At 66.2% G+C, this 26,255-nt stretch carries 24 protein-coding genes and 1 tRNA gene; 5 read left to right on the top strand and 20 right to left on the bottom strand.

Features of this window, described 5'->3' with window-relative positions; genetic code table 11:
• Window positions 1-115 precede the first annotated feature (115 nt).
• The 5 genes from ABIE58_RS09740 to ABIE58_RS09720 form a co-directional block, all read right to left on the bottom strand.
• Complete coding sequence (locus ABIE58_RS09740) at window positions 116-937, bottom strand: trypsin-like serine peptidase (protein ID WP_354544520.1); 822 nt, start codon at window positions 935-937, stop codon at window positions 116-118.
• Entirely contained in the window at window positions 934-1,743 is an 810-nt protein-coding gene (locus ABIE58_RS09735; protein ID WP_354544519.1) for a trypsin-like serine peptidase, read from the bottom strand. The genes ABIE58_RS09740 and ABIE58_RS09735 overlap by 4 nt, the downstream gene beginning before the upstream one ends.
• Before the next feature lie 65 nt (window positions 1,744-1,808).
• Window positions 1,809-3,131 (bottom strand): glycolate oxidase subunit GlcF, encoded by a 1,323-nt coding sequence (gene glcF, locus ABIE58_RS09730; RefSeq protein WP_354544518.1) that lies wholly within the window; start codon window positions 3,129-3,131, stop codon window positions 1,809-1,811.
• A 10-nt stretch (window positions 3,132-3,141) separates the two neighbouring features.
• The gene (gene glcE / locus ABIE58_RS09725) at window positions 3,142-4,251 is read right to left on the bottom strand and encodes a glycolate oxidase subunit GlcE (protein ID WP_354544517.1); all 1,110 of its coding nucleotides are present in this window, start codon (window positions 4,249-4,251) and stop codon (window positions 3,142-3,144) included.
• 33 nt (window positions 4,252-4,284) lie between these two features.
• Window positions 4,285-5,718, bottom strand: coding sequence for an FAD-linked oxidase C-terminal domain-containing protein (locus ABIE58_RS09720; protein ID WP_354544516.1), 1,434 nt, complete (start codon window positions 5,716-5,718; stop codon window positions 4,285-4,287).
• A gap of 117 nt (window positions 5,719-5,835) precedes the next feature.
• Between ABIE58_RS09720 and ABIE58_RS09715 the strand changes: the two genes are divergently transcribed.
• From ABIE58_RS09715 to ABIE58_RS09705, 3 genes are read left to right on the top strand one after another with little or no spacing between them, the layout of a single operon-like run.
• Window positions 5,836-6,246, top strand: coding sequence for a CopD family protein (locus ABIE58_RS09715; protein WP_354544515.1), 411 nt, complete (start codon window positions 5,836-5,838; stop codon window positions 6,244-6,246).
• Window positions 6,247-6,260: 14 nt separating this feature from the next.
• Complete coding sequence (locus tag ABIE58_RS09710) at window positions 6,261-6,977, top strand: DUF599 domain-containing protein (protein WP_354544514.1); 717 nt, start codon at window positions 6,261-6,263, stop codon at window positions 6,975-6,977.
• Between the two features lie 35 nt (window positions 6,978-7,012).
• Window positions 7,013-7,381: a hypothetical protein gene (locus ABIE58_RS09705; RefSeq protein WP_354544513.1), complete on the top strand. Its 369-nt coding sequence runs from the start codon at window positions 7,013-7,015 to the stop codon at window positions 7,379-7,381.
• 24 nt (window positions 7,382-7,405) lie between these two features.
• Here the strand turns inward: ABIE58_RS09705 and ABIE58_RS09700 are convergent, their stop codons facing one another.
• The 4 genes from ABIE58_RS09700 to ABIE58_RS09685 are packed head-to-tail and all read right to left on the bottom strand — an operon-like array spanning window position 7,406 to window position 14,106.
• A complete protein-coding gene (locus ABIE58_RS09700) occupies window positions 7,406-9,457 on the bottom strand; it encodes a glutamine amidotransferase (RefSeq protein ID WP_354544512.1) in 2,052 nt (683 codons plus the stop codon).
• Window positions 9,454-12,216 (bottom strand): DUF4159 domain-containing protein, encoded by a 2,763-nt coding sequence (locus ABIE58_RS09695; protein ID WP_354544511.1) that lies wholly within the window; start codon window positions 12,214-12,216, stop codon window positions 9,454-9,456. Before ABIE58_RS09695 ends, ABIE58_RS09700 begins: the two co-directional genes overlap by 4 nt.
• Window positions 12,213-13,097 carry a DUF58 domain-containing protein gene (locus ABIE58_RS09690; RefSeq protein ID WP_354544510.1) on the bottom strand — a complete coding sequence of 295 codons (885 nt, stop codon included), beginning with the start codon at window positions 13,095-13,097 and terminating at the stop codon, window positions 12,213-12,215. Before ABIE58_RS09690 ends, ABIE58_RS09695 begins: the two co-directional genes overlap by 4 nt.
• Before the next feature lies 1 nt (window position 13,098).
• Window positions 13,099-14,106 (bottom strand): AAA family ATPase, encoded by a 1,008-nt coding sequence (locus ABIE58_RS09685; protein ID WP_354544509.1) that lies wholly within the window; start codon window positions 14,104-14,106, stop codon window positions 13,099-13,101.
• 68 nt (window positions 14,107-14,174) lie between these two features.
• Here ABIE58_RS09685 and ABIE58_RS09680 point away from each other — a divergent pair, with 68 nt between their 5' ends.
• Both ABIE58_RS09680 and ABIE58_RS09675 read left to right on the top strand, forming a co-directional pair.
• Window positions 14,175-14,759, top strand: coding sequence for a DUF1285 domain-containing protein (locus ABIE58_RS09680; protein WP_354544508.1), 585 nt, complete (start codon window positions 14,175-14,177; stop codon window positions 14,757-14,759).
• Between the two features lie 155 nt (window positions 14,760-14,914).
• Window positions 14,915-14,988: transfer RNA gene (locus ABIE58_RS09675), tRNA-Gly, on the top strand.
• Window positions 14,989-15,000: 12 nt separating this feature from the next.
• Here the strand turns inward: ABIE58_RS09675 and ABIE58_RS09670 are convergent.
• The 11 genes from ABIE58_RS09670 to sucC form a co-directional block, all read right to left on the bottom strand.
• The gene (locus tag ABIE58_RS09670; RefSeq protein WP_354544507.1) at window positions 15,001-15,837 is read right to left on the bottom strand and encodes a glycosyltransferase; all 837 of its coding nucleotides are present in this window, start codon (window positions 15,835-15,837) and stop codon (window positions 15,001-15,003) included.
• Window positions 15,834-17,228 carry a dihydrolipoyl dehydrogenase gene (gene lpdA / locus ABIE58_RS09665; protein ID WP_354544506.1) on the bottom strand — a complete coding sequence of 465 codons (1,395 nt, stop codon included), beginning with the start codon at window positions 17,226-17,228 and terminating at the stop codon, window positions 15,834-15,836. Before lpdA ends, ABIE58_RS09670 begins: the two co-directional genes overlap by 4 nt.
• Window positions 17,229-17,320: 92 nt before the next feature.
• Entirely contained in the window at window positions 17,321-17,716 is a 396-nt protein-coding gene (locus ABIE58_RS09660) for an MAPEG family protein (protein ID WP_354544505.1), read from the bottom strand.
• A 7-nt stretch (window positions 17,717-17,723) separates the two neighbouring features.
• Window positions 17,724-18,155 (bottom strand): hypothetical protein, encoded by a 432-nt coding sequence (locus tag ABIE58_RS09655; RefSeq protein WP_354544504.1) that lies wholly within the window; start codon window positions 18,153-18,155, stop codon window positions 17,724-17,726.
• Window positions 18,156-18,219: 64 nt separating this feature from the next.
• Window positions 18,220-18,426, bottom strand: a complete 207-nt coding sequence (locus ABIE58_RS09650; RefSeq protein WP_354544503.1) for a hypothetical protein — start codon at window positions 18,424-18,426, stop codon at window positions 18,220-18,222.
• Window positions 18,423-18,683 (bottom strand): BrnT family toxin, encoded by a 261-nt coding sequence (locus ABIE58_RS09645; RefSeq protein WP_354544502.1) that lies wholly within the window; start codon window positions 18,681-18,683, stop codon window positions 18,423-18,425. The genes ABIE58_RS09650 and ABIE58_RS09645 overlap by 4 nt, the downstream gene beginning before the upstream one ends.
• A gap of 7 nt (window positions 18,684-18,690) precedes the next feature.
• Window positions 18,691-20,202, bottom strand: a complete 1,512-nt coding sequence (gene odhB / locus ABIE58_RS09640; RefSeq protein ID WP_354544501.1) for a 2-oxoglutarate dehydrogenase complex dihydrolipoyllysine-residue succinyltransferase — start codon at window positions 20,200-20,202, stop codon at window positions 18,691-18,693.
• 3 nt (window positions 20,203-20,205) lie between these two features.
• Window positions 20,206-23,166 carry a 2-oxoglutarate dehydrogenase E1 component gene (locus tag ABIE58_RS09635; RefSeq protein ID WP_354544500.1) on the bottom strand — a complete coding sequence of 987 codons (2,961 nt, stop codon included), beginning with the start codon at window positions 23,164-23,166 and terminating at the stop codon, window positions 20,206-20,208.
• A 77-nt stretch (window positions 23,167-23,243) separates the two neighbouring features.
• Window positions 23,244-24,125 carry a succinate--CoA ligase subunit alpha gene (gene sucD / locus ABIE58_RS09630; RefSeq protein WP_354544499.1) on the bottom strand — a complete coding sequence of 294 codons (882 nt, stop codon included), beginning with the start codon at window positions 24,123-24,125 and terminating at the stop codon, window positions 23,244-23,246.
• 73 nt (window positions 24,126-24,198) lie between these two features.
• The gene (locus tag ABIE58_RS09625; protein ID WP_354544498.1) at window positions 24,199-24,876 is read right to left on the bottom strand and encodes a class I SAM-dependent methyltransferase; all 678 of its coding nucleotides are present in this window, start codon (window positions 24,874-24,876) and stop codon (window positions 24,199-24,201) included.
• Window positions 24,877-24,954: 78 nt separating this feature from the next.
• Entirely contained in the window at window positions 24,955-26,148 is a 1,194-nt protein-coding gene (sucC, locus tag ABIE58_RS09620; RefSeq protein WP_354544497.1) for an ADP-forming succinate--CoA ligase subunit beta, read from the bottom strand.
• Window positions 26,149-26,255: the final 107 nt, after the last annotated feature.

Here is a 26,255-nt window from a genome sequence, read left to right as displayed (position 1 = left end):
TGTCAATGGCCCTCCCCGGAGAGACAGGCCGCTTGCGCCCCGGTCCGCCTACCGGCACCGGGACAGCGCTGATTTGGGAAGCCACCACGCGCCTGTCAAGAGGCGCACACCCGGCTCAGGGCCGGGCAAAGCGGGCACCGATGCCGCGCCGCTCCTCGCCCACGCGCGCGCGCCTCAAGCCCGGATTGGCGGTAGCCTGCCCGGCGGTGGCGCTGCGCAAATCGCGCTTGAGCCGGGCCACGATCTCGGGCAGGTCCATGCCATAGGCGCGCCGCTCGCCGCCCTCGCGGCTGCCGCCGCTGATCAGCGACAGGATGCGCGCGCGGCGTCCCTCAAGGGTAAAGACCGGTGCCCCCGAAGAGCCAAAGATCACGTCGCAATCAAACGCCATGATCCCCTCGGTGCGCCACAGCATGTTGCAACGGCGTTGCCATGACGGCGCGCGGTCGCGATCGCGCCCGTAAGAGACGACGCTCACCGCCGTGCCATCGCGGGGGCGGTCGTGGATCGCGAACGGGGCGGCCACCGCGCTGTTGATCGGGCTTGCCAGACGCAGGAGCGCGGCATCGTGGCGAATATTCTCCGCCCGCATCCCGCCGCGCGGATCATAGCCCGGCGCGGTGACATAGCCCGCCACCCCCGATTCGGCGATCACCACCCCGTCGCGCAGCCCCGCGCGAAACCGGATCGTGTCCGCCGCCACCGCCTGCCCGGCGCGGTCGAACACGCAATGCGCCGCCGTCAGCACCTGATCGGGCGCGATAAGCACCCCGGTGCAATAGCCGGAAGTGCCGATATCGACCCGGCCCACGGCCTCCCAGCCCAACAGGTCGTCGCGGTCGGTGAGCCGCGAAAGCCCGCTCGACTGCGCCAGCGCCCCGCCGGATGCGAGGCACAAGGCGGCGACGAGGCCGAGGAGGTGGCGCGCCCGGCTCATGGCTTGGCGAATTTCGCGCCGGTGTCGCGGCGCTCGCCAAAGGTAAACACCTTGGGCGCGGCATCCTGGAACACCCCCTGCCCGGCATCGAGCGCCGCGCGCAGATCGTCGAGCGGCGCGATGAGCTGCGTGCCCAGCGCCACCTTGCGCCCCTCCACCTCGGCCATCGCCGAGACCACCGACACGATCCGCGCGCGCGCGCCCTCAAAGCTGAAGACCGGCGCGCCCGAAGAGCCAAAATCCACGTCGCAGGACATCACCAGAACGCCGTCCTGTCGCGCCAGCACGTTGCATTCCTGCTGAAGCGACGGGGCCTCGGCGCGGCCCTTGGCATAGCTCACCACGCCAATGCGCTGCCCCTTGCGCGGGCGGCGGTCGGTCTCGAACGGGGTGATGCGGGTGTTGCGGATCGGGTGGTGCAATTCGAGCAGCGCCACATCGTTGCGCACCCGCTCCGCCGTCACCTCGCCATCGAACCGGTAATCGGGATGCGATACCGCCCGGCGCACCGTGCGATAGGCCGCCGCGCGCCCGTTGCGCCACCCGGCCATGAACTCGATCCGCGCGGGATCAATCCGCGCGCCGGTCGTGCGGTCATGCAGGCAATGCGCCGCCGTCAGCACCAGATCGGGGGCCACCAGCGCGCCGGTGCAAAACCCGCGCCCGCCCAACTCCAGCCTTCCCACCGCCTCCCAGGCGCGGGCGGCGTCGCCCGCATCCAGCCGCTCAAGCGGGCTATCCTGCGCAGATACGGGCGCGGCAAATGGCGTGACAAGGCAGGCAACAAGGGCAAGCGCGCGCAGCATGGTTTCTCCGGTCCCGAAATACACCTACCGCCTAGCAAGCGTTTCGGGCCAGAATATGGCCGCGATCAGCGCAGAATGGGAACCGCGCCACGCCCCTCGGTGGCGCGCGTCAGGGCGGGCGGTTGCGGCCCGCCGGTGGCCCAGTCGAGCAACTCGACCGTGTGAACCACCGGCACCGGGGTGCCCGAGCCGATCTGCATCATGCAGCCGATATTGCCGGCGGCGATCACGTCCGGTTTGACCGCCTCCAGCGTGCGCAGCTTGCGATCCTTCAACTGTTTTGAGATCGCGGGCTGCATCAGGTTATACGTCCCCGCCGAGCCGCAGCACAGATGGCTGTCGGCGGGCTCGGCCACGGTGAAACCAACGCGTTTGAGCAGGTCCTTGGGATAGGTCTTGATCTGCTGGCCATGTTGCAGCGAACAGGCGGCGTGATAGGCGACCGTCAGCCCCTTGTCGCCGCCCTCGGGCAGGTCGAGCCGCATCAGCACCTCGCTTATATCCATCGCAATGCCGCTCACCCGCGCGGCCTCCGTAGCCAGTGGATCGAGGCGGAACATGTGGCCGTAATCCTTCACGGTCGTGCCGCATCCGCTCGTGTTGATTACGATGGCATCGAGACCTTCGCCGTCCATCTCGCGCACCCACGCGTGGATGTTCTTCGCCGCCGTGGCATGGCTTTCAGCGGTCTTGCCCATGTGATGCGTCAGCGCCCCGCAGCAGCCCGCGCCCTCTGCCACCACCACCTCGCAGCCGAGCCGGGTGAGCAGCCGGATCGTCGCGTCGTTGATATCGGTGTTGAGCGCACGCTGCGCGCAGCCGGTCATCAGCGCCACGCGCATCTTGCGCGCGCCCTTGGGGGCGAATGTCTGCGGGTCGTCGTTGCGGCTGACGGGGGGGATGTGTTTCGGGGCCATTTCCAGCATGGCGCGCAGGCGGGCATCCGGCATCAGCCGCGCAAAAGGCCGTCCGATCTTGGCCCCGAGCAGAGCGACACGAAACCGCATCGGATAGGGCAGGATGCGCGCGAGGATCCAGCGCAGGACACGCTCGCCCAAGGGCCGCTTGTAGCGGTCCTCGATATATTCGCGCGCCTGATCCACCAGATGCATGTAATGCACCCCCGAGGGGCAGGTGGTCATGCAGGCCAGGCACGACAGGCAGCGGTCGATATGTTTGACGGTCTTCTCGTCCGGCACACGGTCGTTTTCCAGCATGTCCTTGATGAGGTAGATGCGGCCCCTCGGGCTGTCCAGCTCATCGCCCAGAACCTGATAGGTCGGGCAGGTCGCGGTGCAAAAGCCGCAATGCACGCAAGATCGCAGGATCTGGTTGGCGCGGGCGATCTTGGGATCGGCGAGTTGTGCTTGGGTAAACTCGGTTTTCATGGTCTTGCCCTCATGCCCCGGCCATCAAGCCGGGATTGAGAAGGCCGCGCGGGTCAAACCGCTGCCGCAGCCTGGCCTGAAGCGCCGCGACCGGCGCGGGCAGCGGATGAAAGGCGTCGCCGCCCTCGCCGCGCAGGCGCGTGGCATGGCCACCCTTGGCCGCTACCGCTTTACGGATCGCCTGCCCGCGTCCCGGCGGGGCCAGCAGCCAGACAAGCCCGCCGCCCCAGTCATAGATCGCCTCGACATCATTCAGCGCGGCCACGATGCCGGGCGCGTCCGAGGGCTTGACCGAGAGCCGCCAGACATCGCCCTCGCGCCCGTGAAAGGCGGCCACGTCGCGGATGCCCTGCCAAGTGGCGGCGACCACGCCTTCGTCCTGCTCTACCTCTGCCGCGCCGAAACCCGCCAGCAGATCGCGCAGCCGTCCGGCGCGATAGGCGACCGAATCGGCAAAGCCCTCGATACGCAGAAGCGTCACCTTGCCCGGCAGATGCGCCGCGCCCGAAATCTCGAAGGGCGAGCCGAGCGCCTGCGACAGCGCCCGCACCGCCTGCGCATCGTCAAGCCCGCGCAAGGCAATCGTCGCAGCGCTTGGCGGCGCAGGCAGCACCTTGAGCGCCACCTCGGTCAGCACGCCCAGGGTGCCGTAGCTGCCCGCCATCAGCTTCACGAGATCATAGCCGGTGACGTTCTTCATCACCCGTCCGCCATTCTTGACGATCCGCCCCGCGCCATCGACGAACCGCACGCCCAGCAGGAAATCGCGACAGGCCCCCACCTGAACGCGGCGCGGGCCGCTGACATTGGCAGCCACCACGCCGCCGATGGTGGGCGTGCCTTCGGTGCCCAGCAATCCGCGATGGTCCATCGGCTCAAACGCCAGCCGCTGTCCTTCGCGGGCCAGCGCGTCCTCGACCTCTTCCAGCGGCGTGCCCGCGCGCACGACCAGCGTCAGCGCGCCCGGCTCGTAAAGCTCGATCCCGCGCAGCGTCGAGGTGGACAGTATCGCACCATTCGAGGCCCCGCCGATCGGGCGGGTGCCGCCGCCGATGACGCGCAGGGGCGCATCCGCCCCTCGAATGGTCTCGGCCAGCTCGGCCTCTGTCTTGGGTGTCATTTCACTGTTCCAAAAATACTCGAATAATCCAGCTCAGGCCGCGCGCCGCGCCTGCGAGGCGTCGAGCGGAAAGACCTTGGCGGGGTTGAGAAGCCAACTGGGGTCGAACACGTCCTTGACATCCATCTGCGCGGCCAGATCGTCGGGGGCGTATTGATGCGCCATCAGGTCGCGCTTCTCGATCCCCACGCCATGCTCGCCGGTGAGGCACCCGCCCACCTCGACGCAGAGCTTGAGGATTTCGGCGCCGAACGCCTCGCAGGTCTCCAGATCACCCGGCTTGTTGGCGTCAAAGAGGATGAGCGGGTGCATGTTGCCGTCGCCCGCGTGGAACACATTAGCGACATCAAGGCCGAATTCCTTCGACATTTCGCCGATGCGGCGCAGCACCAGCGGCAGCGCGCTCACCGGGATGGTGCCGTCAAGGCACATGTAATCGTTGATCTGCCCCATCGCGCCAAAGGCCGATTTGCGCCCCAGCCAGATTTTCGCGCTCTCCTCGGCGGATTTGCTCTGGCGCAGTTCCACCGGCTTGTGGCGGCGGGCGATCTCTTCGATCAGCGCGAGTTGCGCGTCGATCTCCGTATCTGATCCCTCGACCTCGACGATCAGCAGCGCCTCGCAATCGGGGTATCCGGCATGGGCGAAATCCTCGGTGGCGCGGATGCAGGGGCGGTCCATGAACTCGATCGCCACCGGCAGCACGCCCGCCTTGATGATATCCGAGACACAGGCCCCCGCCACCTCGTTATTGTCGAACCCGATCAGCACGGGGCGCGCGCCCTCGGGCTTGCGCAGGATGCGCAAGGTGGCCTCGGTCACCACGCCCAATTGGCCCTCCGAGCCGCATATGAGGCCCAGAAGGTCATAGCCCGCCGCGTCGAGATGCGCGCCGCCAAGCTCCATCACCGTGCCGTCCATCAGCACCATGGTCACACCCATCAGGTTGTTGGTGGTGACGCCGTATTTGAGGCAATGCGCGCCGCCCGAGTTCATCGCGATATTGCCCGCAATGGCGCAGGCAAGCTGGCTTGACGGATCGGGCGCGTAGAAAAAGCCGTGCTCTTCCACCGCACCCGTGACCGACAGGTTGGTGCGCCCGGTCTGCACGCGGATGAAGCGGTTGTCGTAGTCCGTCTCCAGCACCGCGTTCATGCGCGCGACGCCAAGGATCACGCTGTCCGCCGTGGGCAGCGCGCCGCCCGCAAGCGAGGTGCCAGAGCCGCGCGGCACCACCGGCACGCCCATCTCATGACAGATCGCCAGCGCGTCCGAGACCTCTTGCGTCGAGCCGGGCAGGATGGCAGCCAGCGGCGGGCATTTATAGGCGGTGAGCGCGTCGCATTCATAGGCGCGCGTTTCTGCCGGGTCCGAGATCACCGCGTCAGCGGGCAGGACCTTGCGCAGGCGCGCGACAAGCTCGGCCTTGCGGGCGAGGACCTCGGGGTTTGGCTCGGGCATTTGCATAGGCAACCTCCTCCAATTGGTAAATTAATATAACCAATTCCGCCTTTAGGCTAGTCTTTTTTCCCGCCGTGCACGCCAAGCCTTGCATGGCGTCGCGCGCTCGGGCAGTCATCGCATATGGACTGGGTCAAGATCATCCATATTCTTTGCGTCATGGGGTGGATGACCTCCATTTTCGCCGTGCCGCGCGCGTTGATCTACTGGCATCGCGAATGGGACCGGCTGGGCGAGTTTGGCCCCTTGGGCGATCTCACGATCCGGCTTTACCGCTTTTCGCTGGGCCTTGGCGTGATCGCCATCGGCACCGGGCTTTATCTCGCGCATTGGCTGGGCTGGCCGGGCTGGACCCATCTCAAGATCGCGCTCGTTCTGGCACTGGCGCTGCATTACGCTTGGACCGGGCGGCTGGTGCTGCGCGCGCGCAAAGGCACCTTTACCGAAAGCGATCGCTTTCTGCGCATCTTCAACGAAATCAGCGTCCTGGGCGCGATTGCGGTGCTTTGGGCCGTGGTCGCACGCCCCTTCTAAGGGACGCACCCGACATGCCCAACGACGGGCTGGGGCATTTCACACCGCTCGACATGGCGGCGGTGCTGGTGCTGATCCTTGCATGGTCGGGGGTGACCGTGCTGATCGAGCACGCGCCACGCCGCTTTCCATCGACCTCGAACCTCATGGCGCAGTATCGCCGCGAATGGATGGTGCAATTCGTCAGCCGCGATCCGCGCATCTTCGATTCGCAGGTCATCGGACAGTTGCGGCAGGGCACCTCGTTCTTTGCCTCGGCCACGCTCATCGCCATCGGCGGCGCGCTGGCGCTTCTGGGCGATGTCGAGCGTCTCATCGGGATCGCGGACGATCTGACCACCGGCACCGACCCGGTGGTCGTCTGGGAGGCAAAGATCCTCCTGATCGTGGCTTTCCTCACCAATGCCTTCCTGAAATTCGTCTGGGCAAACCGGCTTTTCGGCTATTGCGCCGTGGTCATGGCCGCAGTGCCCAACGACCCCGGCGACCCGGCAGCAACGCCGCGCGCTCAAAAGGCGGGCGAAATCAACATCACCGCCGCGCGCGGCTTCAACCGGGGGCTGCGGTCGCTCTATTTCGCGCTTGCGGCGGCGGCGTGGCTCCTTGGCGCGTCGGCTCTTTTGGTGGCGGTAGCAATCACGCTCGCCGTGCTGCTACGGCGCGAATTTGCCTCGACCTCGCGCACCGTTCTGATGCGCCCCGAGGATGACAGGCCGGACACGCGGTCGTGAGTGCACGCGCGGCGAAAAAAGGATATGATACGCGCATGAGACAGATTGCCCTTGCCCTCGCCGCCGCGCTCATCTCATCTGTTGCCGCGCCCGCGCGCGCGACAGAGCCCACGATCCTCGATGTGATCGCGACAAAATCCGGCATATCCTGGCGGATTGATGTCACGATGGAACATCCCGATATCGGCTGGGATCACTACGCCGACGGGTGGGAAATTCTGAATGAGGACGGCGAGAGGATCGGCTACCGCCTGCTGCATCATCCGCATGTCAACGAGCAGCCCTTCACCCGCTCGCTTACCAATCTCGACCTGCCCGACGGCACGCGCACGATCTATATCCGCGCGCATTGCTCGGTCGATGGCTGGGGCAGCGAAAAGATCCGCATCGACCTGGAGCCGTGATCGGCACCAATGCGGCGGCCTGCCTCAGCGCCGACCCTCGCGCAGCCAGCCTGCGGTGAGAAACCCCGCGACCAGAAGCAGCACGAGCCACGGCGGCAAAATCTCCATCTGCCGCACGCTCAGCGTCTCATAGGCCCCGCGCGGGGTGATCCCGATCCAGCCGCGCCCGGCAGCGGGACGGCCAGCGCGCACCTCGCGGATCGCGGGCAGCCCGTCCTCGAGCGCGCGCACACCGCCGCCCGTGGCGTCGATCACCGGCTCCAGCACCGCGCCGGTGGCAAGCGTGCGCTCGAATTCCACCGGGGCGGCAGGACCAAGCCCGATCACCGCCGTCTCATCGCCGTTTTCCAGCCGGTAAAGCCCGATCTCGGCCCCCTCATACACCGCCTCGAACCGCCCCGGTGCGACCTGTTCCAGCGGCATGACCACCGTGTCACCCGAGGGCGTGGTGATGGTGACATCCGGCACCGTCTCGGAAAGGGTGCGCCGGGTGATCCGCATGGTCTGGCCGGTGGCCTCGGCGCGCAGCGCCTCTTCCTCCAACTCGGGCTCTTTCATCATCCAGTGGGCCAGCCGTCGCAGCAGGTCGAGCTGCGGCCCGCCGCCCTCGAAGCCCCGCCCCCAGAGCCATGCCTGATCGGAGGCGAGCAGCGCCACGCGCCCCTCGCCCACCCGGTCGAGTATCAGAAGCGGGCGACCATCCGCGCCGGTCATCACCACCTCGCCGCTTGCATCGGGCTCTACCTCGATCTGGCGCAGCCAGCGGCCCCAGTCGCCATCCCAGCCCTCGCCAAGGCCCGCCGTCACCGGATGCCGCTGCCCCAAGTCGCTGATCTCGGGGCGAAATCCCTGCTCGACCACGCGCGCGGTGGGGCGGGCGGGCACCATTTGCTCGAACGGGCCGCGATAGATGCTCTCGGCCCCGGCGAAATCCGGCCCCGCCGCCAGCAGCACCGCGCCGCCACGCTCGACATATTGGCGCACGTTTTCAAGATAGACCGATGGCAGGATGCCGCGCCGCCGGTAGCGGTCGAATATGATAAGGTCGAACTCATCCACCTTGTCGAGAAACAGCTCGCGGGTGGGAAAGGCGATGAGCGACAGCTCGCGCACCGGCACACCGTCCTGCTTTTCGGGCGGGCGCAGGATGGTGAAATGCACCAGATCAACGGAACTGTCCGATTTCAGCAGGTTGCGCCATGTCCGCGTGCCCGCGTGCGGCTGTCCCGACACGAGCAGCACGCGCAACCGGTCGCGCACGCCGTTGATCTGCACCAGCGCGGTGTTGTTGCGGTCGGTCAGCTCTCCCTCGGCCACCGGAGTCGAGAATTGCAGCACATTGCGCCCCCCCCGCGGCAGCGTCAGCGGCAGCGTCACCGCGCGCCCGAGCGGCACATCAAAGCGCTGCGGCGGCGCGCCATCCACGGCGATATCCACCGGCACGGTGGTCACGCCCTCGGGGGCTGCCCCCTCGTCGGCGATGGTCAGGCGGAGCGTGACCTCCTCGCCGAGGATGGCAAAGGCCGGGGCGTTGTCGATGCGCAACCGCCGGTCCCAGTCGCCCGCGCGGCCCGTATGCAAAAGGTGCAGCGGCGCAGGCAGGTCGGGGGCGGCTTCGATGTCGTGCACCTGCCCGTCCGACAGAAGGATCGCCCCGGCAATGCGCCCGCGCGGCAATTCGGCCAGCGCCTCGGCCAGTGCCCCCATCACCAGCGAGCCGCGATTGTCCGCGCCATCCGCCACCGTCACGCGCCGCAATTCGGTGTTGTCACGCGCCTCGATCCGGGCAGCCAGCGCCTCGGCGGCACGGTCGGTGGCCGCAGACCTATCGGCCAGCCGCTGGCTGGCGCTGCGATCCTCGACCAGCAGCACGATATCACTCAGCGGCGCGCGCTCTTCCTGCCGGTAGGACGGCCCCGACAGCGCGGCGAGCAGCACCAGCGCCCCCAGCCCCCGAAGCGCCCAACCCGCCAATCCCCGCCGCGCCGCAAACACCACCCCCGCCACGGCCATCGCTGTCAGAGTGGCAATCAGCCAGACCGGCACCAGCGGATCAAGGATCACTGTGCCGGTCATTGCCCCAGCCTTTCCAGCAGCGCGGGCACATGCACCTGATCGGATTTGTAATTGCCGGTCAGCACATGCATCACCAGATTGACGCCAAAGCGATAGGCCATCTCGCGCTGCCGCTCGCCGGTATAGCCGCGCCCGACCGGGAACATCGGATCGCCCGCATCGGTCACCGCCCAGGCGGCGGCCCAGTCATTGCCGCCGATCACCACCGGCGTCACCCCGTCATTGAGATCACGAAACGGCATCCCCTCGACTTGCTCGGCATCCGGCGGCGCCGCCTCGATCCAGACGGCGCGCCCCGCATGGCGACCGGGAAAATCGCTGAGCAGGTAGAAGGTGCGCGTGAGAACGTGATCCTCGGGCACCGGCTCCAGCGGCGGAATATCGAGCGGTGCCGCCAGCCGTTGCAGCCGCGCGCCATTGGGCGAGGCCGCGCCATAGCCCGCGATATCGGCGTCGCGGGTATCAAACAGGATCAACCCGCCCGAGCGAAGGTAATCGTTGAGCCTGGCATAGGCCTCGGCCGAGGGGATCGGCTGCGCCTGCGTCACCGGCCAGTAAAGCATCGGGTAAAAGGCAAGCTCGTCGCGTTCGAGATCGACGCCGATCGGGGCGGCAGGCTCGACCGAGGTGCGAAAACTCAGCACCCGCCCCAACCCGCGCAGCCCGGCGCGCGCGGCATCGTCCACCGCGCGATCACCCGTCAGCACATGGGCCAGAACCGTCTCGGATGTCGCCTCGATGGCGCGGGCATCATCGGGTGCCTGCGCCCGCGCGGCATGGGGCGCGAGCGCCGCCAGCGCCACCAGCACCACCGCCGTGGCCCCACCGCGCCAGAGCCGCCCCGACACCGCCAGCGCGGCGAGGATATCGGCAAGCATCAGCACCAGTGCCGCCGCCAGAAGCCAGCCACCCAGCGGCGTCTCCGGCACCCGCGCCAGCCCCTCAATCGGCACGCGCGCGGGCCAGGTGGCAACGGCAAGCCCCGTGTCGGCGTCAATCACGTTGCGGGCCAAGCGCCGCTCGGGGCCTTGGTAAATGCCCGGCAGAAGGTCTGCGCCAAGGGGGCCGTCAAGCAGCCGCTCGCCGGCCACCCCGGCCCGCGTGCCCGCCTCGATCAGCCGCCCGAACCCGTCAAGCACCTGCACCGGCTGCCATACCGTCCCGGCCAGCTCTGCCTCGGCGGGCGCGGCCTGCACCGAGGACAGGGCCAGCCGGTCAAGCATCTGCACGAAGAGGCCCGACAGCGGCAGCGAGGACCATTCGGCATTGGCGGTGACATGAAACAGCACCACCTGCCCCGCCCCCAGCCGCTTGCGCGTGACCAGCGGCGTGCCATCCCCCAACTGCGCGATCACCCGTTCCGCGAGCGTCGGATCGGGCTGCGCCAGAACCTGCGCCGTCACCGCCACATCCTCGGGGATGGCGAGGCCGCGAAACGGGCTGTCATCGGGGAAAGGTGCCAGCGTCTTGGGCGCCCCCCAACTCATCGCGCCGCCCACCGTGCGCCCGCCCGCGCGCAGGCGCACCGGCATGAGCGCTGCCTCCTGCCCGCGCGACACGTCGCTTGCCGCAAGCCGCGGTCCGGCAAAGCGCACCAGCACGCCGCCCGCCTCGACCCACTCGCGCAGCGCGCTGTCCTCGGCCTCGGAGAGCGTTGCAACATCAGCCAGCACCACGGCATCGGGATTGGCGGGCAAAAGGTCGAGCAGCGCGCCCTCGATCAGGTCGGCATTGGGCGCAAGCGCCTTGCGCAGGTAGTAAAGCGGCGACAGAAGCTCCAGCCCCTCGCGATCCTCGCGCCCCGCGACCAGCGCCACCTCGCGCCGCCGCAACCCGTCCCCCGACAGGCTCACGGCACCGGCATGGCGCGCGCCCTCGATCTCGAACCGGTCGATCCGCGCGCGCAATTCGGGCGGCAGCGACAGGCGGCCCGTGGCCTCGGCCTCCGCCCCCGCAAAGCCGAGCGGCAGACGCGCCAGCACCCGCGCGGCCCCGGCAGGATCGCGACCATGCGCGGCGATGGTTATATCGCGCGCGCCGCCCGCCCCGGCACGGATAGCGCGCAGCGCCACCATGCCATCCTCGAGCACGGGCGGGGTTAGCGCCAGAACGGGCCGCGCGCTTTCATGCACCACCACCGGGCCACGCGCCTCCAGCGCGGCAAGCAGCGCCTCGCGCCCCTCGCCCGCCAGCCCGTCCGAAAACCAGCGCGTCTCGATCCCGCCTTCGGGCAGCAGTTCTGCGGCCTCGGCATAGGTCTCGGGGCGCGCGCGCCACGGCTCTGGCATCAACCCCGGCAGGCGGCTGCGCAGATCATCGGCGGCGCGAAACACCGGGCGCTCGGGCGCGCTCAGCCGCAGGATCGCGGCGGTGCGCCCGTCGCGCGCGGCCTCGGATAGCACGCCGTCGATCGCCGTACGCAGCGCGGGCCAGTCGCGCGCGGCGGCCCAGCTATCCTCGACCACGATCAGCAGCGGCACGTTCCGTGTCGCGCCATCCGCATCGCGAGGGTTGAGCACCGGCCCCGCCAGCCCGACAATCGCCGCCGCCACCGCCAGCATCCGCAACAATAGCAGCCACCACGGCGTGCGGTCGCTCACGCTATCCTCGTCGCGCAAGCCCAAAAGCAGCGCCACGCCGGGAAAGCGGCGGCGCACCGGCGCGGGCGGCACCGCGCGCAAGAGAAGCCACAGCACCGGCAGCGCAAGAAGCGCCCACAAGAGCCACGGCGTGGCAAATCCGATGGCCGAGAGGGTCATGCGCCGCCCCTCCCCTCGGAGATGGCGCGATAGAGCCACAGCAGGGCCGCTTGCGCGCCAGCATCGGTGTGGTGGCAGCCATATTGCCAGCCGGTCGCCGCCGCCAGCGATGCCAGCGCATCCTTGCGCGCGGCCAGCCGGTCAAGATAGCGCCCGCGCAGGTCATCGGCCCGGAGCGTCTCGTGGCTGAGCGTTCCGGCCATGCTCTGGAAAATGGTGCGCCCGCGATAGGGAAAGGCCTCTTCCGCCGGGTCGAGCACTTGGCACAGCACCCCGCGCACGCCGCGATCTGCCGCCGCCACCAGCGCCGCGCGCAACGGGTCGGGATCGCCGAGGAAATCCGAGATCAGCAGCGCACGCCCATGCGGCACAAGGCCGGTCATGTCGGGGGCGGCGTGCTCCTCACCGCTCTCGGCCCCAAGCGCCTCGGCGATCCGCGCGATCTGTGCCGCGCCGCGCCGGGGCGGCAGGGCGGTGCCGGTCATCCCCACCCGCTCGCCGCCACGCTCCAGCAGTAGCGTCACCGCCAGCGCCAGAAGCCGCGCGCGGTCGGCCTTGTCGGGCAGGGCCGACTGAGAGGCAAAGCGCATCGAGGCCGCGGGATCGACCCAGAGCATCACGCTCTGCGCGAGCTTCCATTCGCGTTGGCGCACGAATTGCGCATCCGAGCGCGCCGAGCGCCGCCAGTCGATGGCCCCTCGGGCATCACCCGGCTGCACCGGGCGGTATTGCCAGAAATCATCGCCCGTGCCCGCGCGCCTGCGCCCGTGCTCGCCCATCATCACCGTGCGCGCCAGCCGGTCGGCGCGCGCCAGAAGCGGCGGCAGGCGCGCGGTCTCGGCCTCGGCACGGGCGCGCAGGGGGGCGGCGTTTTGGGTCATGTCAGGCCGCCGCCTCGGTCCGCGTCACCGCTTCGACAAGGTCCGATATCAGCGCGGGCAGGCTCTCGCCCCGCGCGCGCGCCGCGAAATTGAGCGCCATGCGGTGGCCAAGCACGGGCTGCGCCATCGCCGCCACGTCGGTGGCATCCGGCGCAAGGCGGCCCTGCAACATCGCCCGCGCGCGCACCGTCAGCATCAGCGCCTGCGCCGCGCGCGGCCCCGGCCCCCAGGCAACCCCCTCGCGCACCGCGGCCCCTGCGCCCGGCTCTTCGGGGCGGCCGCTGCGCACCAGATCGAGAATCAGCTCCATCACGCTGTCACCCACCGGCATCCGCCGCAGCATCCGCTGCGCGGCGATCAGCTCTGCGGGGGTGAACACGGCGTGCGCCTCTTCCTCCTCGGCCCCGGTGGTGGCCAGGAGGATCGCGCGCTCGGTGTCGCGGTCGGGGTATGGCACCTCGATCTGCACCAGGAACCGGTCAAGCTGTGCCTCGGGCAGGGGATAGGTGCCCTCCTGCTCGATCGGGTTTTGCGTGGCGAGCACATGGAAGGGTGCCGCGAGCGGTCGCGTCTCTCCGGCCACGGTCACCTGCCGCTCCTGCATCGCCTGCAACAGCGCCGATTGCGTGCGCGGGCTGGCGCGGTTGATCTCGTCGGCCATCAGAAGCTGGCAGAAAATCGGCCCCTCGATGAACTTGAACGCGCGGCGGCCATCATCGGCGGTTTCCAGCACTTCCGATCCAAGGATATCGGCAGGCATCAGGTCGGGGGTGAACTGCACCCGATTCGTATCAAGCCCCATCACCGTGCCCAGCGTCTCCACCAGCCGCGTCTTGCCCAGACCCGGTAGCCCGATCAACAGGCCATGCCCGCCGCACAAAAGCGCCGCAAGCGACAGGTCAACGACGCGCTCCTGCCCGATGAAACGCCGGGTGATCGAGGCGCGCGCCTGCGCCAGCTTGACCTCCAGCGCCTCCAGCCCGGCAACGAGATCGGTCTCTTCGGTCATGGCAAAACTCCGGTTGGAACTATATCCTATTGTGGAATGTATCGTTTGACATGGAAATGGCAAAAGCAATGAGCGCAAAGACCGTCACAACCCCGTCAGCCGAAAGCCTCGCCGCCTCGGCGCGCGCCGCGAAAGCCGACAAGCGCGGCCTGCCGCCCGTCCACCTGTGGAACCCGCCCTTTTGCGGCGATCTCGATATCCGCATCGCCCGCGACGGGACGTGGTTCTATCTCGGTACGCCCATCGGGCGGCCCGAACTGGTGCGGCTGTTTTCCACCATCCTGCGCAAGGATGGCGAGGAGTATTTCCTCGTGACCCCCGTGGAAAAGGTGGGAATCACCGTCGATGACGCGCCCTTCGTGGCCGTGGATTTCGAGGCAGAGGGCGATGGCACGGCGCAGACCCTGCGATTCGAGACCAATGTGGGCGATCATGTCACCGCCGGTCCCGATCACCCGATCCGGGTAGAGCGCGACCCGCAGACCGGCGAGCCGTCACCTTATGTGCATGTGCGCGCGGGGCTTGAGGCGCTGATCGACCGCAAGAGCTTTTACCGCCTCGTCGAGATCGGCGCGCGCCGCGACGGGTGGTTCGGCCTGTGGTCGGGAGGCACCTTCTTTGCCATCATCCCCGAGGCGGAATTGCCGCAATAAAGCAATTTCAGAAAAAGTTGATAGACTTTTTCGGTTCGAAATTGCGACAACTCAATCATTTAGAGTGTTTTGGTGTTTCAACGAAAAACCGAAACACTCTAGCCCCGCGCTTTGCACTTGCGGCCTGCGCCGGTTCTGCGTAATCAGGATGCGCTGCGGGTGTAGCTCAATGGTAGAGCGAGAGCTTCCCAAGCTCCAGACGAGGGTTCGATTCCCTTCACCCGCTCCAATCCCCTGCCAGTCACCGAGACGCGCGTGCCTTGCCGACATACCCCCTCAGCCGATCCTGCATGAACCGATAAAAGAACCGGTCGCCGCCCGTCTCCATATAGGCGCGGTTGAGCTGCGCCTTGGCCTCGAACGCGGCGCAGGCGGCGGGGTGGTGCTCCGGGGCGATGCGCGTCTCGCCCGCCTCGATGGCGCGGATATGCGCGCCATAGGCGGCCTCGACGCGCGCGGCAAAGGCGGTTTGCGCGGTCGTGCTTTGCGGATCGAGCGAGAGGATATAGGTGGCCTCGCCAACCGGCGCATGCCCGCCGACGCGCGACAGAACCTCCATCGCGTGCAGCACGTCCTGCGAGGGACGGTCCTGAAACGGACCAGCCAGATCGCGCCGGGTAACGGGGTGAAAACTCGCCCCCGTGCGCCCGAAATCGGCGAAACCGAGGGTGGATTGCCCAGCCTCCGGCAAAAGCAGGAGCGACTCGTCACCGCAGCGGATGTGCGTCCGGCCAAAGGCCGCCCCGGCCCGCTCGGCCAGCGGCACAAGCGCCGCAAGATAGCCCGCCTGCCAGCGATCATCGGCATCGAGGAAGGCGATGAGCGCGCCCCGCGCCGCGGCGATGGCCCGGTTGCGGGCAGGCCCCGCCCCGGTGGCCACATGGTGATGCGCGCAGCGGGTCAGGCGCAGCCCGTGATCGGGCAGATCGTCATAGCGGTCGCCGTCATCGGGGGCGAGCACCACCTCGACCTCCTGAAGCGGCAGGCCGCAGGCCGCCACCGATTCGAGCGCCGCAGGCAGCGTGGCCCGCGCGCGATAGGCCGGGATGACGACCGAGACGCGCGGGCCACCCGTCACGCGTGAATGGCCCCGTCGCCGCAGGCCAGGGCCGCCTCGCGCACCGCCTCGGAATAGGTCGGGTGCGCGTGGCAGGTGAGCGCCAGATCCTCGGCGGAGGCACCGAATTCCATCGCGACGCAGATCTCGTGGATGAGATCGCCTGCCGCGGGGCCGATGATATGGGCGCCAAGGATACGGTCGGTTTCCTTGTCGGCGAGGATTTTCACGAACCCGTCGCCCGCGAAATTGGCCTTGGCGCGACCGTTGCCCATGAAGGAAAACTTGCCGACCTTGTAGGCGCGGCCCTGCTCTTTCAGGGTTTCCTCGGTCTCGCCCACATTGGCGACCTCGGGGTGGGTATAGATCACGCCGGGGATGACGCCGTAATTGACGTGGCCGTGCTTGCCCGCCAGCACCTCGGCCACGGCCATGCCCTCATCCTCGGCCTTGTGCGCCAGCATCGGCCCTTCGATCACGTCACCGATGGCATAAAGACCCTTGATATTGGTCTGCCAGTCCTTGCCCACGGCGATCTGGCCTCGTTTCGTCATCTCGACGCCGAGCGCATCAAGGCCGAGGCCCTCGGTGTAGGGTTTGCGGCCCGTGGCGACGAGGACCACATCGGCGTCGATCTGGTGCTCGCTGTCATCCTTGCGCAGCTTGTAGGCGACCTTGGCCTTGGTTTTCAGCGTCTCGACGGTGTGGACACCGGCGCCCATGACGAAATCAAGCCCTTGTTTTTTCAGAATTCTCTGGAAGGTCTTTTGCACCTCGCCGTCCATACCGGGGGTGATCGCATCCATGAATTCCACCACCGTGACCGAGGTGCCGAGGCGCGCATAGACCGAACCAAGCTCCAGCCCGATCACGCCGCCGCCGATCACCACCATGGTCTTGGGGATCTTGGGCAATTCCAGCGCGCCGGTGGAGGTGACGACGATTTTCTCGTCGATGGTCACGTCGGCACCGGGCACGCTGGCCGATTCAGAGCCCGAGGCGATGACGATATGTTTTGCCTCATGGGTGTCGTCGCCAACCTTGACCTTTCCGGCCTCGGGGATCGAGCCCCAGCCCTTGAGCCAGTCCACCTTGTTCTTCTTGAACAGGAATTCGATGCCCTTGGTGTTCTGGCCGATGACATCATCCTTGTAGGCCAGCATCTCTTTCCAGTCGACCGAGGGGGATTTGCCCTTCAGCCCCATCTTGGCGAAATTATGCTCGGCCTCGTGCAGCATGTGCGAGGCGTGCAGGAGGGCCTTGGAGGGGATGCAGCCCACGTTGAGGCAGGTGCCGCCCAGTGTCTCGCGGCCCTCGACCACGGCGGTCTTGAGGCCCAGTTGCGCGCAGCGGATGGCGCAGACATAGCCGCCGGGGCCAGCACCGATGATGATCACGTCATAAGAGGCCATGGGTCAGTTCCTTTCGTTTGGGTCAGGGCGGGGGCGCTGCCCCCGTCGCCCATTGGGCGACTCCCCCGGAATATTTCTGGCAAGATGAAGCATCAGACGAGCGCCGCCAAGAGCATGAGGAGCGTGGCCGCAAAGCCCACGGCCCAGATGAGCGAGCGGCCCGGTCTGAGGCCGAAATAGTAGGCGGGGATGTAGAGCACGCGCGCGCCGAGGTAGATGAAGGCGCAGGCGGCGGTGAATTGGGTGGACCCGTCGCTGAGCGTGACGGTCACGACGGCGATGGTGAAGAGGATGAGCCCCTCGAAATGGTTGGTGAGCGCGCGGCCAAGGCGGGCGGTTTTGGGCGAGAGTTGGCGGGAGGGTTCACGGTCGCGCGCGGACATGGTGTAGCCGGGGCCAAGCTCCAGATTCGCCGGGATGGCGTAGAGGAGGAACTGGACCGCTTGCAGGAGGGCGGCGAGGGTGAGGGCGGTGAGTTCGGGGGTCATGGGACGTTTACCACCCACTCTTGGGGTCAGGTCTCTTGCTTAACTCTTCCATTTGTAATTTTCTTTTTTCTTCGGCAATCATGCGGTTTCTACATTCCTCAGGTGTTACCGGAAAACAAAGTGACATAGTAAATTTTACGCGGCTAGCAATTTCGTTGCGATTACCTTTAGTAGCTCCTCCACCGACTTCGCTAGAAAACACTTTTAGTCCTGCTTTGCCCTCTTTCTGCGTCTCTTCCTCAACTGTAACCGCAACGTCGAATTCGATACTTTCTACCCTCCTGTAGATATATTCAGCCCCGCCTTCCTCATAAACGGTTGACCTAATTCTATCTGTTGGCGGATTAAGTATCGCGCCATAAAGCCCCTCATCTTCCAGCTCGGAGGAAGCATTACAAATACCGGAAACCGTCTCTTTTATAAACTCTTTCAAATCCATTTTTTAACCTTGCTTCAGAAATTGTAGTGGGTTGATGCCCGCAATTTCCGGTTTTCCAACGCGCTCAATCTGCCCTCAGCAAAGTCTCGCGCGCCTTGTTGATCGCCTCGTCCAGAGACCGCCCCGCCTCATGCGCCTTCACGATACGCTCCAGAGCCGCGCGCAGGCGGGCGGCTTCGCCGGGGGTGGCGGGGCGGGCGCGGGCGAAGAAATCCGCGTCGACGGGTGGGTTTTCGTCGAAATCTTCGGGCGGTTTGGGGCGGATGCTCATGGGATTTCCCTCCGGTTGGCCTTGCGCAGCGAGATTACGCGGATGCGGTCGTTACGCCAAGCATAGACCAATACGTGGTATCGCCCGTCGATCTTGCCAAGGGCCTGCATCCGGGTCTCGCCGTAGTCATAGCGTGTATCCTCGGCCTCTATCGCGCTGCTCCAGTCGAAACCCTGCACCGCCGTGAAGGGGACGCCGTGTTTGGCCATGTTGTTTTCGGCCTTGGCGGCGTCCCATTCATAAAGCGGGTCTGTCACGCGGTGCTCACAAATCCATCAACAGCCGCCGGGGATCTTCGAGCGCCTCTTTCACCCGCACGAGGAAGGTCACCGCCCCCTTGCCGTCGACCACGCGGTGATCGTAGCTGAGCGCGAGATACATCATCGGGCGGGCCTTGATTTCGCCGTTCACGATCATGGGCCGGTCCTGGATCTTGTGCATGCCGAGGATGCCCGATTGCGGGGGGTTGAGGATGGGCGAGGACATGAGCGAGCCGTAGACGCCGCCGTTGGAGATGGTGAAGGTGCCGCCCTGCATCTCGGCCATGGAGAGCTTGCCGTCGCGGGCGCGGGCGCCTTTCTCGGCGATGGCCTTCTCGATGGCGGCGAAGGACATGGAATCCACGTCGCGGATCACCGGCACGACAAGGCCGGTGGGCGTGCCCGCGGCGATGCCCATATGGACGAAGTTCTTGTAGACGATGTCGGTGCCGTCGATCTCGGCATTGACCTCGGGCACCTCTTTCAGGGCGTGCACGCAGGCCTTGGTGAAAAACGACATGAAGCCGAGGCGCACGCCGTGCTTCTTGAAGAACTCGTCCTTGTACTGGTTGCGCAGCGCCATCACCTCGGTCATGTCCACCTCGTTATAGGTGGTCAGCATCGCGGCGGTGTTCTGCGCGTCCTTGAGGCGGCGGGCGATGGTCTGGCGGAGCCTCGTCATCTTGACGCGTTCCTCGCGGGCGGCATCCTCGGCGGGACTGGGGGCGCGGGGGGCCTGTGCGGGGGCGGCGGCGGGCGCGGGTTTCGCGGCTTGCCCGGCCTTGGCGACATCCTCTTTCATGACGCGGCCATCGCGGCCCGAGCCGGTGACCTGATCGCGCGAGACGCCCGCCTCGGCCATCGCCTTCTTGGCCGAAGGCGCATCCTCGACATCCTTGCCGGTGGATTTGGCGGGGGCGGCATCGCTGTCGCTTTCCTCGGCTTTGGTCGGGGCGGCACCCTCACCCGAGGACAGGATCGCCAGCTTGCCACCGGCCTGCACCGTCTCGCCCTCGCCCGCGAGGATTTCGGTGAGCGTGCCAGAGGCGGGCGCGGGCACCTCGACCGAGACCTTGTCGGTTTCCAACTCGCAGAGCATTTCATCGGCGGAGACCTGATCGCCCACCTTCTTGAACCAGGTAGAGACGGTCGCTTCGGTCACGCTCTCGCCCAAGGTCGGCACCATGACATCGACGGCCTCGCCGCCTTTGTCGGCGTTCTCCTTCGGAGCCGGGGCCTCAGCCTTTTTCTCGGGTTTGGCGGGGGCGGCCTTGCCCTCGCCTGCGGTGATGGTGGCCAGAAGCGCATCGACGCCCACGGTCTCGCCCTCCTGCGCCACGATTTCGCCCAGGGTGCCCGCCGTCGGGCTTGGCACCTCGACCGTCACCTTGTCGGTTTCAAGCTCGCACAACATTTCATCGGCGGCCACAGCGTCACCCGGTTTCTTGAACCAGGTGGCAACGGTGGCCTCGGAGACGGATTCGCCCAAGGTGGGGACGCGGACTTCGGTGCTCATCACTTATTTCCCTTCGATGGTCAGCGCGGCATCCACCAGCGCCTCTTGTTGTGCTTTGTGCTGCTTGGCCAGGCCCGTGGCGGGCGAGGCGGCGGCGGGGCGACCGGCATAGATGGGCCGCTGGTGCTTGGCCTTGATGCGGGTGAGAACCCATTCGATATTCGGCTCGATGAAGTTCCACGCGCCCTGGTTCTTGGGCTCTTCCTGGCACCAGACCATTTCCGCGCCCTTGAAGCGTTCCAACTCCTTGACCAGCGACATGGCCGGGAACGGGTAGAACTGTTCGATGCGGAGCAGGTAGACATCGTCGATGCCGCGGCGGTCGCGCTCTTCCAGCAGGTCGTAATAGACCTTGCCCGAGCACATCACCACGCGTTTGATCTTCTTGTCGGCGACGAGCTTAGTATCCGACAGCCCGTATTGCGCATCGTCCCACAGCACGCGGTGGAACGACGATCCGGTGGTGAAATCGGCGGCTTTCGACACCGCCATCTTGTGCCGCAAAAGCGATTTCGGCGTCATCAGGATAAGCGGCTTGCGGAAGGTGCGATACATCTGGCGGCGCAGGATGTGGAAATAGTTCGCAGGCGTCGTGCAATTGGCCACGATCCAGTTGTCGCCGCCGCACATGGTCAAGAACCGCTCCAGCCGGGCCGAGGAATGTTCCGGCCCCTGCCCCTCATAGCCATGCGGCAAGAGGCAGACGAGGCCCGACATGCGCAGCCATTTACTCTCGCCCGAGGAGATGAACTGATCGAACATGATCTGCGCGCCGTTGGCGAAATCGCCGAACTGCGCCTCCCAGAGGGTGAGCGCCTTGGGCTCGGCGAGGCTATAGCCATATTCGAACCCAAGCACGGCATATTCCGAGAGCATCGAATCGATGACCTCGTATTGCGCCTGCCCCTCGCGGATATTGTTGAGCGGGTAATACCGCGCTTCGGTGTCCTGATCTATCAGGCCGGAATGGCGCTGGCTAAAGGTGCCGCGGGTGCTGTCCTGACCCGAGAGACGCACGCGGTAGCCCTCGGTCAGCAGCGAGCCGAAGGCGATCGCCTCGGCGGTGGCCCAGTCAAAGCCCTCGCCTGTCTCGAACATCTGGCGCTTGGCCTCGAGCAGGCGATCAACGGTCTTGTGAAGGGTAAACCCGTCGGGCGCGGTCGAGAGCGCGGCCCCCACCTGCTTGAAGGCCTCGGGCGTGATCGCGGTCTCGCCGCGCTCGTATTGGCCCTTGTGCGGGTTGAGGTCTGCCCACTTGCCGTCGAGCCAGTCAGCCTTGTTGGGGCGATACTCCTTGCCGGCCTCGAACTCGTCGGCAAGGTGCGCCTGGAACGCGGCCTTCATATCCTCGACCTCGCCCTCGGGGATGAGGCCATCCTTGACCAGCCGGTCGGTATAAAGCGCAAGCGTCGTCTTCTGCTGCTTGATCTTCTTATACATCAGGGGGTTGGTGAACATCGGCTCATCCCCCTCGTTATGGCCGAAGCGGCGGTAGCAGATGATGTCGATCACCACGTCCTTGTGGAATTTCTGGCGGAATTCCGTGGCGACGCGCGCGGCGTGCACCACCGCCTCGGGGTCGTCGCCGTTGACGTGGAAAATCGGTGCCTCGACCATCAGCGCAATATCCGTGGGATAGGGCGACGAGCGCGAGAAATGCGGCGCGGTGGTAAAGCCGATCTGGTTATTCACCACGATATGCATGGTGCCGCCGGTGCGGTGCCCCTTGAGGCCCGAGAGGCCGAAGCCCTCGGCCACAACCCCCTGACCGGCAAAGGCCGCGTCGCCGTGCAAGAGGATCGGCAGAACCTTGATGCGGTCAGCATCGTTCAACTGATCCTGCTTGGCGCGGACCTTGCCCAGCACCACAGGGTTTACCGCTTCGAGATGGCTTGGATTGGCGGTCAGCGACAGGTGGACGGTGTTGCCGTCGAACTCTCGGTCATGACTGGCCCCGAGGTGATATTTCACATCGCCCGACCCGTCGACATCCTCGGGCTTGGAGGAGCCGCCTTGGAACTCGTGGAACAGCGCGCGGTAGGGTTTGCCCATGACATTGGCCAGCACGTTGAGCCGCCCGCGATGCGGCATCCCGATGACGATATCGCGCACGCCCAATTGACCGCCGCGCTTGATGATCTGCTCCATCGCCGGAATCAGGCTCTCGCCGCCGTCAAGGCCGAACCGCTTGGTGCCCATGTATTTGACATGGAGGTATTTCTCGAAACCCTCGGCCTCGACCAGCTTGTTGAGGATCGCCTTACGACCCCTGCGGGTGAAGGTGATTTCCTTGTCGTAGCCCTCGATCCGCTCCTTGAGCCAACCGGCCTCCTCGGGATCGGAAATATGCATGTATTGCAGCGCGAAGGTGCCGCAATAGGTGCGCTTGACGATGGCCAGTATCTCGCGGAGGCTTGCAACCTGCAGCCCCAGCACATTGTCGATGAAGATCGGCCGGTCCATATCGGCCTCGGTGAAGCCGTAGGATTTCGGGTCAAGCTCGGGGCGGTGGCCGTGATCGCGCAGGCCCAGCGGGTCAAGCTCTGCGATCAGGTGGCCGCGAATGCGGTAGGCACGAATGAGCATGAGCGCGCGCACGCTGTCGAGCACCGCACGCTGGATCGCCTCGTTACTGACCTCGACGCCGGTCTCGGCGGCCTTGGCGGCAATCTTCTTGCCCGCGTCCTTCATTTCCGGCTCGGCAGGCCATTCGCCGGTCAGCGCGGCGGTGAGGTCATCGGACGGCATCGGCGGCCAGTCCGCCCGCGCCCAGGATGCCCCCTGCGCCTCGCGGCGCACATCGTCGTGACCATCTCCCAACTGATCGAAAAAGGCGCGCCACGCCTCGTCTACTGCGCCCGGATCATGGGCGTAGCGGGCGTAAAGCTGCTCCAGATATTCCGCGTTTGCGCCCTGCATGAAGGACGAGGCGTGGAAGGTGTCGTTGGGGGATTGGTCGGTCATTTTGGCACCTCGGAGGAGCTGAGAACCCTGTTGGTTATTATGGCGGGCCGAGGGTGATCCCCGGCCCGCCCGATATGTTAGCCGATAGCCTCGAGCACGGCCTCGCCAAGGCCTGCAGGGCTTTCGGCCACCACGATCCCGGCGGATTTCATCGCCTCGATCTTGTCATCGGCACCGCCCTTGCCGCCCGCGACGATGGCACCTGCATGGCCCATGCGGCGGCCCGGAGGCGCGGTGCGCCCGGCGATGAACCCGGCGGTCGGCTTCCAGCGGCCCTTTTTCTTCTCGTCCTTGAGGAATTGCGCGGCCTCTTCCTCGGCGGCCCCGCCGATTTCGCCGATCATGATGATGCTCTGCGTCTCGTCATCGGCGAGGAACCATTCCAGCACGTCGATATGCTCGGTCCCCTTGATCGGGTCGCCGCCGATACCGATGCAGGTGGATTGGCCAAGCCCCGCATCCGTCGTCTGCTTGACCGCCTCATAGGTGAGCGTGCCAGAGCGCGAGACCACACCACAAGAGCCGCGCTTGTGGATATGGCCGGGCATGATGCCGATCTTGCAGGCGTCGGGCGTGATGATGCCGGGGCAGTTGGGGCCGATGAGCTTGGAGGTGGACCCCTCCAGCGCGCGCTTGACGCGCATCATGTCCAGGACCGGGATGCCTTCGGTGATGCAGACGATCAGTTCCATTTCGGCGTCGATCGCCTCGAGGATCGAATCGGCGGCAAAGGGGGGCGGCACGTAGATGACGGAGGCGTTGGCCTGCGTCTCATGCCTGGCCTCGTGCACCGAGTTGAACACCGGCAGGTCAAGATGCGTGGTGCCGCCCTTGCCCGGCGTCACGCCGCCGACCATCTGCGTGCCATAGGCAATCGCCTGCTCGGAATGAAACGTGCCCTGAGAGCCGGTAAGGCCCTGACAGATCACGCGGGTGGTTTCGTCTACGAGGACTGCCATGTCGCTGGCTCCTTCCTTTGGTGTTGCTGTTCGTTGTCGGGCGCGCCGCTGGCGGCGCTCCGGGGATGGGATGTCAGGGCACGGTCTCCTCGGCTGCGTGGCGCTCCAGCGCCTCGACCACCTGCGCTCGCGACCAGACGCCCATAAGGCGCTGACGGCGGCCGCGCGCGGTGGCGAGGAACGCGGGATCAAGGTTGATCTCGCCCGATTCGGAAATCGTCTCGACCGGGTCGGCAAGGTTGAACGGGGCGGCGCAGGGGTTGAACGGGGCAAAGCCGCCATTATTCGCCAGCCGCCTGTTCACCGGGGTGGGATGCATACTCGTGAGCAGCCACGGAATGCCGCTTTCCACGAAATTCTCGAAGAACCGCCAGCGCAGCCACCATTTGAGGTGAAACAGGCAATCGCGGCACATCATCATGTCGGCCTGCGGCAGCGGATCGGCGGTAATGTCGAGATGCCGGAATTCTCGGCCCGCGCCCGCGTGCTGCTCTGCCACCGCCTCGATCACATCGCCGGAAATATCCCCGCCGATATAGGCGACGCCCGACAGATCGACATGCTGCATCCAGAACCAATCCCCACAGGGCGCATCGAGAAACCGCTTCACCCCGTAGCGCGCAAGCAGCCCCGGAAGCGCGGCGCGAAGCGCGGCGGTGGCCTCGAGCGTCGAGCCCGCGCCGGAGCGCGAGCCGACCTTGCGGCCAGACCAATCCTTGGTCTCGAATTCCGCTCTCAACACGTCGCGCATGGCAATCCGCTCCTCACACCCGGCACCGGGGCCAGGCCCCGGCACGCCCCGCCGGTGGCAATGCCACCGGGGCGGCGCTCACCCTTTCACCGCTTGCACGATCTTCTGCGCGCCGTCCTTGAGATCGTCAGCGGCGATCACGTCGAGGCCGGAATTGTTGATGATCTCCTTGCCCTTCTCGACATTGGTGCCCTCAAGCCGGACCACCAGCGGCACCTTGAGGCCCACTTCCTTGACCGCGGCCACCACGCCCTCGGCGATCACATCGCAGCGCATGATGCCGCCGAAGATGTTGACGAGGATGCCCTTTACCTGCGGATCAGACGTGATGATCTTGAACGCCTCGGTGACCTTTTCCTTGGTCGCGCCGCCGCCCACATCGAGGAAGTTGGCAGGCTCTGCCCCGTAGAGCTTGATGATGTCCATCGTCGCCATCGCCAGCCCCGCGCCGTTGACCATGCAGCCGATCTCGCCATCGAGCGCGATATAGTTGAGGTCGTATTTCGAGGCTTCCAGCTCCTTGGAATCCTCCTCGGTCGTGTCGCGCAACTCGGCGATATCCGAATGCCGGTAGATCGCGTTGGAATCAAAGCCCATCTTGGCGTCGAGACATTTCAGGTCGCCCTTGTCGGTGACGATCAGCGGGTTGATCTCCAGCATCTCCATGTCTTTTTCGACAAAGAGCCGGTAAAGCGTGCCCATCAGCGCGACGCATTGCTTGACCTGCGCACCGGTGAGGCCAAGCGCAAAGGCGATGCGGCGGCCGTGGAACGGCTGATAGCCGGTGGCGGGATCGACGCTGAACGAGAGGATCTTCTCGGGGGTCTTTTCAGCCACCTCCTCGATATCCATGCCGCCCTCGGTCGAGGCAACAAAGCTGATGCGCGAGGTGCCGCGATCCACCAGCAGCGCGAGATACATTTCGGTCTCGATGCCCGATCCGTCCTCGATATAGATGCGGTTGACCTGCTTGCCCGCCGGGCCGGTCTGCTTGGTGACCAGCGTGCGGCCCAGCATCCGGCGCGCCTCTTCGGCGGCCTCCTCGACGGATTTGGCAAGACGCACACCGCCCGCCTCGCCGGCCCCGGCTTCCTTGAACTTGCCCTTGCCGCGCCCGCCTGCGTGAATCTGCGCCTTGACGACCCAGAGCGGCCCATCGAGCGCGCCTGCGGCGGTCTTGGCCTCTTCACCGCGCAGAACCACGCGACCATCCGACACCGGCGCGCCATAAGAGCGCAGGAGCGCCTTGGCCTGATACTCGTGGATATTCATGAAACCGTCCCGTTTTGCTGCGATTGGGACAGGTATAGACATAGAATCACGCGCAGCTTAAACGATTTTTTGCGGTTTCAGTTTATTTTGGGTGAAATTCCGCCTTT

This window comes from Roseovarius sp. MBR-78, assembly GCF_040547535.1.
Taxonomy (GTDB): domain Bacteria; phylum Pseudomonadota; class Alphaproteobacteria; order Rhodobacterales; family Rhodobacteraceae; genus Roseovarius.
Note: the sequence above shows the minus strand (reverse complement) of the source record. Positions and strands in the feature narration are given on the sequence as shown.